This window comes from Noviherbaspirillum sp. FW303-A3, from assembly GCF_058788695.1.
The window spans coordinates 222311-233199 of sequence record NZ_JBYTAZ010000004.1; the positions used below are offsets into that span (position 1 = coordinate 222311).

The 10889-nt window shown below is 58.5% G+C and carries 10 protein-coding genes; 6 read left to right on the top strand and 4 right to left on the bottom strand.

Features of this window, described 5'->3' with window-relative positions; genetic code table 11:
• Positions 1-352: 352 nt before the first annotated feature.
• From AC3WOY_RS29335 to AC3WOY_RS29350, 4 genes are all read left to right on the top strand, one after another.
• Complete coding sequence (locus tag AC3WOY_RS29335) at positions 353-1258, top strand: LysR substrate-binding domain-containing protein (RefSeq protein ID WP_492430139.1); 906 nt, start codon at positions 353-355, stop codon at positions 1256-1258.
• A 139-nt stretch (positions 1259-1397) separates the two neighbouring features.
• On the top strand, positions 1398-2621 hold the full coding sequence (locus tag AC3WOY_RS29340; RefSeq protein ID WP_492430141.1) for a CaiB/BaiF CoA transferase family protein: 1224 nt from the start codon (positions 1398-1400) through the stop codon (positions 2619-2621).
• Positions 2618-3592 (top strand): hydroxymethylglutaryl-CoA lyase, encoded by a 975-nt coding sequence (locus tag AC3WOY_RS29345; protein ID WP_492430124.1) that lies wholly within the window; start codon positions 2618-2620, stop codon positions 3590-3592. Before AC3WOY_RS29340 ends, AC3WOY_RS29345 begins: the two co-directional genes overlap by 4 nt.
• Positions 3593-3637: 45 nt before the next feature.
• The gene (locus AC3WOY_RS29350) at positions 3638-4630 is read left to right on the top strand and encodes a Bug family tripartite tricarboxylate transporter substrate binding protein (RefSeq protein ID WP_492430143.1); all 993 of its coding nucleotides are present in this window, start codon (positions 3638-3640) and stop codon (positions 4628-4630) included.
• A gap of 122 nt (positions 4631-4752) precedes the next feature.
• Here the strand turns inward: AC3WOY_RS29350 and AC3WOY_RS29355 are convergent, their stop codons facing one another.
• The 3 genes from AC3WOY_RS29355 to AC3WOY_RS29365 all read right to left on the bottom strand — a co-directional run bounded on the left by AC3WOY_RS29355 (position 4753) and on the right by AC3WOY_RS29365 (position 7066).
• Entirely contained in the window at positions 4753-5250 is a 498-nt protein-coding gene (locus tag AC3WOY_RS29355) for a methyltransferase family protein (protein WP_492430125.1), read from the bottom strand.
• A 52-nt stretch (positions 5251-5302) separates the two neighbouring features.
• Positions 5303-5755, bottom strand: coding sequence for a carboxymuconolactone decarboxylase family protein (locus tag AC3WOY_RS29360; RefSeq protein WP_492430127.1), 453 nt, complete (start codon positions 5753-5755; stop codon positions 5303-5305).
• 120 nt (positions 5756-5875) lie between these two features.
• Complete coding sequence (locus tag AC3WOY_RS29365; protein ID WP_492430129.1) at positions 5876-7066, bottom strand: MFS transporter; 1191 nt, start codon at positions 7064-7066, stop codon at positions 5876-5878.
• 468 nt (positions 7067-7534) lie between these two features.
• Here AC3WOY_RS29365 and AC3WOY_RS29370 point away from each other — a divergent pair, with 468 nt between their 5' ends.
• Positions 7535-8530 (top strand): helix-turn-helix domain-containing protein, encoded by a 996-nt coding sequence (locus AC3WOY_RS29370; protein ID WP_492430131.1) that lies wholly within the window; start codon positions 7535-7537, stop codon positions 8528-8530.
• Between the two features lie 77 nt (positions 8531-8607).
• Here AC3WOY_RS29370 and AC3WOY_RS29375 read toward each other — a convergent pair whose 3' ends face one another.
• Entirely contained in the window at positions 8608-9357 is a 750-nt protein-coding gene (locus tag AC3WOY_RS29375) for an SDR family oxidoreductase (protein ID WP_492430145.1), read from the bottom strand.
• A 123-nt stretch (positions 9358-9480) separates the two neighbouring features.
• Between AC3WOY_RS29375 and AC3WOY_RS29380 the strand changes: the two genes are divergently transcribed.
• Complete coding sequence (locus AC3WOY_RS29380) at positions 9481-10395, top strand: LysR family transcriptional regulator (RefSeq protein ID WP_492430133.1); 915 nt, start codon at positions 9481-9483, stop codon at positions 10393-10395.
• Positions 10396-10889 lie beyond the last annotated feature (494 nt).

The window sequence follows — 10889 nt, forward strand, 5'->3', positions numbered from 1 at the left end:
CATACTAACCAAGCATGAAAATCACCGCGCCGCCCAGGTCCGCGTCTGTAGTGCCACCCAATGCCAAACGGTTTGTATGGCATGCACTGCAATGTCCGAGGCCCTGTTAAGGAATTGTCCTGGCGCCCAAGTCGATCTCATAAAATTTTTGCAGTTACCTTTGACGCCATTGTCAATTTTCGAGCAACGGAGCAGTTGGCGATGGCATTGGGGCCAATACATATACGGACGCGAGCCAGATCAGGTTTTCACGCACGTCCGCTTGCGGGGCACTACCCGCGGTCCGGTCCTGCCGCCAGATCTCCCAAATTGGGAGGACAATAAAGGCTCCTTCAGTTCGTTGGTCATCATCATGAACCTTCATCGACTCGACATCGTGTCGCTTTCTTTGTTCAGCCATGTCGTTCGTGCCGGAAGCATCAGCAAGGGAGCCTCGCTAGTCCATCTTGCGGTAGGTGCGGCCAGCAAACGCATTTCCGACCTGGAGCAGGCCGTGGGTACCGAACTGTTGCAGCGGCACTCGCGCGGAGTTGCCCTAACCGTGGCAGGCGAAGCCTTATACCGTCATGCGCAGCGAATCCTGAGCGACGTGGACCTGCTGGCGGCCGAGTTGTCCGATTACGCGGCGGGAGTTGTGGGTGTAGTGCGGCTCTGGGCGAATACATCGGCAGTAACCCAGTTCCTTCCCCTCGAGCTTGCCTCTTTCGCCGCGGCGAATCCCGGGATTCGGATTGAACTCGAAGAAAGAAACAGCAAGGATATTGTGCTTGCCGTACTCGATGGACGTGCCGACGTCGGCATTTTTGCGGACCGCACGCCGGCATTGGGCCTGCACCTGCGGGAATACCGCGAAGACCACCTCGGTCTGGTCGTTCCACGCGATCATCCGTTAGCCAACCGGCGAACGGTCGGCTTTGAAGAAGTTCTCGACTTCGATTTTGTCAGTCTGCCAGAGGGCACTTCACTCGCCGAGCGACTGCAGGCGGAGACCGAAGCCATCGGGCGCAGGTTGAAGCTGCGCATTCGCGTGCGCAGTTTTGATGCAATGTGCCAGATGGTGGCTGCGGGAATGGGAATTGCAGTCCTGCCTTCGGACGCCGTTCATGGTCTGGCCCGCTCACTCAACCTGCGGCAGATCGGTCTCCAGGATGCCTGGGCGCAGCGCCGGTTGCTGATCGGGCTGCGTGACGCGAACGCCTTTCCTCGTCACGTCCGTACCCTGATCGAGCACCTCGCGTTACCGCAGCCGGGTCGTTAGCTTTCACAATCGACGAAAGCTGGATTCGCGCCTTTGTTCTTCTCTTGCCAATCTCGTCACGGCAGAATCGACTCATGGTCCAGACAGGCGGCAGCAAGGGCGATTCCGCTGCATGTTCGACACCGGGCCGTTGAACGACATGAGGACGACCGTGACTACTGAAGACAAGTATACGGACGCGGCGCTGCATGGCATCCGCGTCATCGAAATGGGGCAGCTCATCGCCGGTCCCTTTGCCGGCAAGACATTAGGCGAATTCGGTGCCGATGTCATCAAGATTGAGCCGCCGGGGACAGGGGACCCATTGCGCAACTGGCGAATGATCAAGGACGGAACCTCGGTCTGGTGGCAAGTACAGTCCCGAAACAAGCGCTCCATTGCACTCGACTTGCGCAATCCGGACGGACAAGCGCTTGCGCGTCGCCTGATTGCGGAAGCGGACGTGCTGATTGAGAATTTCCGTCCTGGAACGCTGGAAAGCTGGGGCATGGGTTGGGACGTCCTCTCGGGACTCAACCCCGGCCTGGTAATGCTCCGCATTTCCGGCTATGGCCAGACCGGCCCTTACCGCGATCTGCCCGGTTTCGGCGCCATCGGGGAAGCAATGGGCGGGTTGCGCCACCTGACGGGCGAACTAGGCCGGGTGCCGGTACGGTGCGGGATATCGATCGGCGACACCCTGGCGGCACTGCACGGCACCATCGGAGTCCTGACCGCGCTCTACCATCGCAAGGTTAATGGGGGAAAAGGACAGGTCATCGACGTCGCGCTCAACGAAGCCGTGTTCAATGTCATGGAGAGTCTGATTCCCGAGTACAGTGTATTCGGCGCGGTGCGCGAGGCAGCGGGCAGCGCACTACCGGGGATTGCACCATCCAACGCCTATCGGTGCCAGGACGGATACGTGCTCATTGCCGGCAACGGGGACAGCATTTTCAAGCGCCTGATGCAGATTATCGGTCGCGACGACCTCGCCACGGATCCTGCGCTGGCGAACAATGCGGGCCGCGTGGCGCGAGTTGAGGAACTGGACGAGGCGATAGGCTCTTGGACTGGCGGCCATACGGTCGCCAATGTGCTCGATCTCCTCGGGCTGGCAAAGGTGCCGGCTGGCAAAGTCTACACCGCCAAAGACATTGTGGAAGATCCGCATTACCGGTCGCGCGACATGATCCTTTCTCAGATTACGAGGGACGGCTATTCGCTGGACGTCCCCGGCATCGTTCCCAAGCTGCTTGGAACGCCGGGCACAATCCGGTCTTCCGCCCCCGCCCTGGGCGACGATACTGACGACGTGCTGCACCAACTCGGCCTGACAAACGAGGACATCCGCACGCTGCGGGCCAGGAAGGTAGTCGCATGACTGCTCCTTCATTTTCCAGGCTAGGACCTGGCACGCTATTTTCCGATGTTTCCCGGCGCGTACATATCAATGAAGTGGCGGTACGCGACGGATTCCAGAGTGAGTCGGCCTTCGTTCCGACCGAGGACAAAATCAGCCTGATCGATCGTCTGTCCGCCACGGGACTGGCCAAGATCGAAGTGACCTCGTTCGTTTCACCCAAGGCGATTCCCAACCTGCGCGACGCAAAGGAAGTCATGCAAGGCATCTTGCGCGCTCGCGGTGTTACCTATGCCGCGCTCGTGCCGAATGCGCGTGGTGCGGAACGCGCCCTGGAATGCGCAGTCGACGAAGTCAATCTCGTGATGTCGGCCAGCGAGAGCCACAATCTGGCGAACATGCGCATGACGCACGAGATGTCGCTGGCTCAGTTCCGTGAAATCGTGCGCCTGGTCGATACCACCGGTACCCGGGTAAACGGTTGCATCGCAACGGCGTTCGGATGTCCCTTCGAGGGAGAACAGTCGACGTACAAGGTAATGGATACGGTTTCGCGGTATCTCGACTTGGGAATGCACGGCATCACTCTCGCCGATACCACCGGAATGGCGTCGCCACGGCAGGTTGAAGAACTGAGCCGGGTCTTTACTGCGCGCTATCCTGCCGTACCGTTAACCCTGCATTTCCATAATACGCGGGGCATGGGTCTCGCGAATGTACTTGCGGCGCTGCGGGCAGGTGCTGCCAGCTTTGACGCTTCGCTTGGCGGTATCGGCGGATGTCCGTTTGCGCCAGGAGCGACCGGAAATATCTGCACCGAAGACCTGGTCCATATGCTTGAGACCTGCGGAATCGATACCGGTGTCGACCTCGACCGGCTGCTTGGCATCGCGCGCGACCTGCCTTTGATCGTCGGGCATGAGGTGCCGGGCCAGGTCATCCGTGCGGGAAAGACAACTGATTTGCACCAGAAATCCCCCGCTGCTTTGTGAATGCAGCCAACACACGACCACAATGATGACAACACAGGAGATATGATGAATTCCACACCATCTACAACTTCGCGGGCAGCCATCCTTCTGATGGCCGCTGCCGCCCTCACCTGCGGAACCGCAGAAGCTCAGGACACACCTTACCCGACTCAGACCATCACACTGATCGCTTCTGCCGCGCCAGGCGGGACAACCGATCTTGCCGCGCGCATGATCGCCGACCCGTTGTCAAAGGCACTGGGCAAACCGGTTATCGTGGAGAATCGTCCTGGCGCCTCCGGGGCGATTGCCGCTTCCGCCGTCAGACGTGCAGCGCCAGACGGTTATACGTTGCTGGTCCAGTATTCCGGATTCCAGGTCATTACGCCTCATCTTACCAAAGTCGGCTTCGACCCGATCAAGGACTTTGCCCCGGTTGCCAACCTGATCGTCGCCCCGCAGGTCATTGTGGTGCGTCCCGACCTGCCGGTGAAGACATTTCAGGACCTGATCGCCTATGCCAAAGCCCATCCGGGAAAATTGAACTACGCATCATCGGGCAACGGCTCGCTCCAGCATGTGACCGGTGAAATGATCAAGCAGATCGGGCATATCGACATGGCCCACGTCCCCTACAAGGGAACCGGACCGGCCATCACGGACCTCCTCGGCAGCAACGTCGATATGACATTCACTACGGCGCCGCCTCTAATGGGCCACATCAGGTCCGGCAAGATGCGCGCGCTCGCTGTAACAGGCAAGGTCGCGCTGCCGAGCCTGCCTAACGTCCCGACAACCGCATCCATGAAAGGATTCGAAAGGCTGGACGCATCTTCCTGGTTCGCCGTCTATGCGCCTGTTGGAACGCCCAAGGCAGTGATCAACCGGCTGACAACCGAAATCCAGAAAATCATGAACACGGACGAGTTCAAGCGCAAGGCAGAAGAACAGGGTGCGTACGCGGTGTACATGAATCCGCAGCAATTGGCCGATTACACGAGCCTCGAATTCCAGAGCTGGGGCAAGTTCGTCAAGGCGGCGAATATCACCGCAGAATGACAAGTCGTCGTCGACCCAGGAAGATGGCCATTCCTGGGCGGCGCGCTTTCTGCGCGTAGCGTTGCTGCGGTCCTTGAGCTGCGCCTATCTCGACAGGTTGAAATGGCGAAGATGGGCGCCGTTCACAGCCACCGCCGCACAGAACATTTGTATTGGCGATACGACTCACCGTGCCGTGCCTCGAGGTATCGCTCCTCTGGCAGGACAACGCCAAAGTGCACGGTGATCATGAACGGCAGCAGCGCGATTGCAAGGACATAACTGCTCAAGAGAAGACTCAGCCCAAAGAGAATGCCTGCCATGCCTACGTACATCGGATTGCGACTGATGCGGTACAGGCCCGAATGGACGATCGCCGTCGATGGGGATACGGGCCGGAACGGCGTGCCGACAGTGTTGAAGCGACGCACGCATGTACCGATGGCGAACAACGACAAGGCGGCAAGCGCACCACCCAGGACGGAGCGCACCGGAGTAAATGTGAACGGCCCCAGCACCTGGAGATGGACAACAGTACCGAGGACAATCGCAACGAATAAAAGGACTGGCGGAGGCAGCAACATGCCGATCTTCTCACGCTCGGTGGAGGAAGAGCTCTGATCTTGGCTTACGCTTGACATGGGCTGCTCGTGACTCGAAGTCAAGGGATGCATCAATGCATCCCTTCGCCACTTATGGTTTAACCGGATATCGACTGGAAATGGCAATCCTGTTCCAGGCATTGATCACGACGGATAGCCACTCGACAGCAGTTATCTCATTACTGGAAAGATTCGACGCCGCATGCTCATAGACAGAGTCCGGCACCTGTCCATCGGATATCAACGTGATTGCTTCCATCAGTTCCAGTGCAGCACGTTCCTTGGCGTTGAAATAGCTGGTTTCCCGCCAGGCAGGTAGCACACTGACGCGGTCTGGAGATTCGCCGCTAACCAAGGCATCGCGGGTGTGCAATCTGACGCAAAAAGCGCACTGGTTAATTTGCGATGCGCGAAGGCGCAACAGGTGTGCGAAGCCTTCCGAAATCCCGGCTGACGCAGCTGTGTCGGCCGCCAGACTGTCGAGGCCGATGACCGTCTGGTAAAGCTCTGGAGCGGCCTTCCCAATATTTACTCTTTCTGACATGAGAACTCCTCGTATCGGACGAACTATGCTCCTCGTATCGGACGAACTATGGATGTGTTGAAACAGGTGGCGGATAGCATGCCCGAAGCATTAAGGATGCCCGCCGCTCCCTGCCGGCAATCAAACCGCTCCCGCTTGCCGATCGGCTGCCACGTATTCCCTGACTTGTGTGCGTTCAGTGACACGATGCGCGGCCTCGGCGAAAACGAGGGCGATTGCAATCAAACCGGCACCAACGACGCTCAGGTAGTGGCGGTCGATGAATAGGAGTACAAGGCCGCCGAGTAAACCCGAGCAGGCCAGCCCGCCGTAGGTGGCCGTGTTGTTAAGGGCGAGCAAGACCGGGGCCGTTTGCGGCGCTAATTTCACCAGTCGATGCTGTTGCGGCACAATGAGGCCCCATCCAATCAGCCCCCAGACGGTCAGTGCAATCACGGCAGTCACCGTATAGGCGGAAGTCCACGGCAGCGCGCAGAAATTAATAATGCCCACACAAAGACCGGCATTGATGATCCTGCGACTCTCGAAGCGGTCCACGAGGCGGCCGGCAAGCATATTCCCTGCTGTCGCTGCGCAACCCCAGACGAGAAGCATTCCAGCAAGAATCCGCCCGTCGTCCCCGGTCACGCGGTCCAGCACCAGGCCGGCATAGGTATAGACCATCAAGAACCCGCCAAAGGCGAAAAGCGAGGTGAGCAAGGTCAGCGCAACGCGAACGTCGCGAACGGGAGCAAGCCTCTGGCGCAGTGTAACGCGTGCGGGTTGCGGAACCGAGCGCAGCATGGTCCACACCCCAATCATGGAGATCAGCCCTAGGAGCGCAACAAACCAGAGCGTGGCTCTCCAGTTCCCGAATCCGCCGATAAACGTGCCGATTGGCGCGCCCAATGCGGTTGCACCGGCGAGGCCAGCGGTCACCGTGGCAAGCGCACGCCCTCTTCTCGCCGGATCTGCAAGCAATGTGGCAACGCCCAACGCGGTCGGGGAAAACATTGCGGCGCCCAATCCGGCCAGCGCGCGACTGAAAAGAACAGTGTTGAGATCGGTTGCAATGGCTGTGATGACGTTGCCGACGACGAAGATGCCGAGCGCTGTCACCAGAAGTAGTTTGCGTGGCCATCCGCCTGCGATGGCCGCCATTACTGGTGCCAAGAGAGCATATGAGAGGGCATATACGGTAACCATCTGGCCGGCAAGGCTGACCGTGGTTTGTAGCGATTCAGCGACGCTTGGCAGGATTCCGGCAACAACGAAGTTGTCCGTTCCCATTGCAAACATACCGAGCGCGAGCATAAGTAGTCGGCGATCCATGTTAATACCTCTACGTGTTAATTAGTCTTGGTCCGACCTTGTCGGAATGGCTCCGTATTCCGCTGCTAGTCCGTTGATCCAGAAAGCAAAGAGTCCCTGCAGCAGCAAGCGGATGAAGCGTGTGACGGTCCAATGCCTTCTTCCCCGCCGCGGGATATCGGGAACGAGAAGCCAATGATGTCTGCGCACCCGACCAGCAGGATGGCGGAAGTAGCGGCAGCGATGAAATGCAATAGGTTCGAGATATTCATAGGAGTCCTTTACGTTGACCGGCGGTCGGACTGACGATGCGGACAATGCGTGCCGGATTTATGGGTGTCCCTCCTTGCCGTCACACAACCGCTTCAGTCCCTACTCGTACTGTTCCAACGATGTGCATGAGAAATTCGTTTCCCATGGCGAGCATTTTGTGACCGTAAAGCACATGCGAACAGCGTCCTGAAGGACGACATTCGATATAATTGGGCCATGCCTAAAACAGCCTCCCCACCTCGGCGCCGCAAGGTTGCCGTCATTGCCTTTGATGGCATTACCCCTTTCCATCTGTCTGTGCCGTGCCTGATTTTTGGCGGCAATCTCAGCGATCCCGGCGTATCGAATTTTGAAGTGATGGTTTGCGGGGCAGACGAGGGGCCCTTGCGCACTGCGGCCGGGTTCTCGATCGCCGCGGAGTTTGATCTCGCCGCTTTGGACTCGGCCGACCTTGTGATCATGCCGTCCTGGTACGATGACTGCCGTCAAGCGCACCCTTCCTTGGTTGAGGCCCTGCGCAAAGCGCATCACCGCGGTGCTACCGTGGTGGGCTTGTGTCTGGGAGCGTTTCCCCTTGCCCAAGCCGGCCTTCTGGATGGCAGAACCGCTACCACCCACTGGCAACAGGTCGAAACACTCGCTGAACGATATCCAAGAGTAAAAGTAAATCCGGATGTACTGTACGTCGACGAAGGCGACGTCCTCACCTCTGCAGGCGTTGCTGCCGGCCTTGACTGCTGCCTGCATCTGTTACGACAGATTTCTGGTGCTGACGTCGCCAACCGTCGTGCCAAGAGGTTGCTGATCGCTCCGCATCGGCAGGGAGGACAAGCACAGTTTATCGAGCGGCCATTACCAGTCACCAACAGCGATGGCCGGCTTTCGCAGGTTCTTGAATGGGTGACACTGCATCTGGAGCAAGCGCACAGCCTTGAATCGCTTGCAGAGCGCGCAGCGATGAGCCGTCGAAACTTTACTCGCCATTTTCGTCAGACCACCGGTACTTCGTTCAAGCAGTGGCTATTGAACCAGCGGTTGTCCTATGCGCAGCGGATGCTCGAAAGCAGCGAGGCATCGATTGAAATCGTCGCGCAGCAGGCGGGGTTTGGGTCTGCCTTGTCGCTGCGGCAGCACTTCCGTACCACCCTTGGCATCTCCCCGTCGGTTTACCGCAAGCAATTCCGCTCGAACTTGTCAGCCACAGAAACTTAATGCTTATGAAGGCTTCCGGCACGATAAACCAAACGAGGTTTCAATCCCGGAACGGGGGCACGAACACAGGGTGCCACTCAAGCCAGGCCGCCGTTGGCGCGCAGGATCTGACCGTTAACCCATCCTGCATCCGGACCGGCCAAAAAAGCAACCACGCGAGCGATGTCGTCCGGTTCGCCGAGACGTTCCAGAGGCGGCATCCTGGCGAACTGAAGAATTTGTTCAGACGTTTTTCCGTTGAGGAAAAGGTCGGTGGCGATCGGCCCTGGGGCCACCGCGTTGACGCTGATTTGCCTACCACGCAACTCTTTGGCAAACACCTTAGTGAGCGCCTCGACCGCAGCCTTGCTAGCGTTGTAGACGGCGTAACCCGGCATATTGAGGGCCAGCGCGGTGCTGGAAAAGTTGATGACACGCCCTCCATCACGCAAGCGGGTCGCAGCCTCGCGCATCGTATTGAATGTACCTTTCAGGTTGACGGCGACCGTTTGATCGAACAGGGCATCGCTGGCCTCGGCAAGTGGAGTCATCTTTAGAATGCCGGCGTTGTTGACCAACACGTCGATGACACCAAGACACTGCTCAGTGACATCGAACATACGGCGGACGTCGACGGGATCGGCGACGTTACCGCGTATGGAAATGGCCTGGTGGCCAGCACTACGCAACGTGGCGACGAGTGCCGCGGCCTCGGCCGAATTGCGGAAATAGTTAACCGCAACCGCAAAGCCAGCGCGGGCCAAGCGTTCGGCGACAGCGGCGCCTATGCCGCGGGATCCGCCGGTAACGAGTGCAACAGGCCGGCTGGGTGGGACTTGCTGGGACATCATGTGCTCCTTTCCATGCTGATGAATGGCCGAATGATGGATCATCCTTTTGAAAAGATAATTGCAGAAAAATTGGCATAATCATTCCATTTCCAATAACAATCGGGGGCCACACTGGTGCACATGGACCGCTTTCAGGAAATGCAGATTTTCGCCCGCATTATGGAGCGACGCAGCTTTACCCAAGCCGCCGAGGACCTGCAAGTGCCTCGCGCAACGGTGACGAATGCGTTAAAGCGGTTGGAGTCACGGCTCGGGACACGTCTGTTGGAGCGCACGACACGCGCGGTCGCACCGACGCTCGACGGTGAGGCCTATTACCAACGCTGCACGCGGCTGCTGGCTGACTTGGAGGAAGCCGATGGTGCCTTTCGCAACTCGGCACCACGGGGCATGTTGCGAGTCAACCTCCAAGCCACGCTCGCAAAGCACTACGTAGTTCCTGGCCTGCCGGAGTTCTTGAAGCGGTATCCGGGAATCGAACTGTATATCGGGGAAGGCGACCGGCTCGTCGACCTCGTGCGGGAAGGCATCGACTGTGTCCTGCGTGCCGGGAATCTGCAAGATTCCTCGATGATCGCCCGCCGTATAGCTCGTCTTCAGCAAGTGACATGCGCGAGCCCGGCCTACCTCGCCGAACGGGGTGAGCCGATCACGCTGGATGACCTTTCCCGCCACACCGGCGTCAACTATATGTCGACGATGACCGGCAAGCCGTATCCATTGGAATTTCAAACTGCGGGCAGCGTGATGCGAATAACGCTGCCCGGCCAGATATCTGTCTCGGGCACGGACGTCTACTCCGGCGCAGCCATCGCCGGCCTCGGGATTATCCAAGTGCCACGGTATCGGATAGAACGCGAGTTGGACGCCGAACAACTCAAAGTCATACTTCCCGGCTTTCCGCCGCCCCCGCTGCCGGTCTCGGTGCTCTACCCGCAAAATCGCCAGCTGTCTCCGCGCGTTCGAGTCTTTGTCAGCTGGTTAATGGAGCGCTTCGCCTCAGCATTTGGAGGCACAGATGACGACGCGTCATGAAAACGGTCTCATGCTATGGACAATGCGGCCGTACATGACGGCCCCTCTTCTGCTTAGTAGGCAGATGCTGGGGAAGCCTTATTCGGGTTAAGCACTAACGTGACCGTCGCTGGCACCATTCAAAGCACGACGATGGCTGCGGCCAAGTGTGTAACAGCAGGAAAAAAGTGGCGTTCAAGCGTTTCATAGCGGGCCAGCAGTTTCCTGATGCGCTTGGACCAACTATGCGCCACTTCCACAATCCGCCGGCACGCCCGGATCGGCGGGTTGCGCAAGAGTTCTCTAGCTTTCTGAAAGGAGCATAGCGTTCACACGACGGACACTGCATGCAAACACTAACCACATACGTGGGCGTCCAAGTGCACGGAAATCTACGGCAATTCCGTCTTCGCACCTTCTCTGCTGCAAACGTTGTCGATCACTCCTGCCATTTGCATCTTGAACCTCTTCCAATCGAATCCGATAGCCTCTTTGGAACGATCCCGGAAGGAGCA

Bases quoted from the DNA above. Each gene is read 5' to 3' on its own strand.
- AC3WOY_RS29335 (WP_492430139.1), top strand. From the start codon at position 353: ATGAACCTTCATCGACTCGACATCGTGTCGCTTTCTTTGTTCAGCCAT.
- AC3WOY_RS29340 (WP_492430141.1), top strand. From the start codon at position 1,398: ATGAGGACGACCGTGACTACTGAAGACAAGTATACGGACGCGGCGCTG.
- AC3WOY_RS29345 (WP_492430124.1), top strand. From the start codon at position 2,618: ATGACTGCTCCTTCATTTTCCAGGCTAGGACCTGGCACGCTATTTTCC.
- AC3WOY_RS29350 (WP_492430143.1), top strand. From the start codon at position 3,638: ATGAATTCCACACCATCTACAACTTCGCGGGCAGCCATCCTTCTGATG.
- AC3WOY_RS29355 (WP_492430125.1), bottom strand. From the start codon at position 5,250: ATGTCAAGCGTAAGCCAAGATCAGAGCTCTTCCTCCACCGAGCGTGAG.
- AC3WOY_RS29360 (WP_492430127.1), bottom strand. From the start codon at position 5,755: ATGTCAGAAAGAGTAAATATTGGGAAGGCCGCTCCAGAGCTTTACCAG.
- AC3WOY_RS29365 (WP_492430129.1), bottom strand. From the start codon at position 7,066: ATGGATCGCCGACTACTTATGCTCGCGCTCGGTATGTTTGCAATGGGA.
- AC3WOY_RS29370 (WP_492430131.1), top strand. From the start codon at position 7,535: ATGCCTAAAACAGCCTCCCCACCTCGGCGCCGCAAGGTTGCCGTCATT.
- AC3WOY_RS29375 (WP_492430145.1), bottom strand. From the start codon at position 9,357: ATGTCCCAGCAAGTCCCACCCAGCCGGCCTGTTGCACTCGTTACCGGC.
- AC3WOY_RS29380 (WP_492430133.1), top strand. From the start codon at position 9,481: ATGGACCGCTTTCAGGAAATGCAGATTTTCGCCCGCATTATGGAGCGA.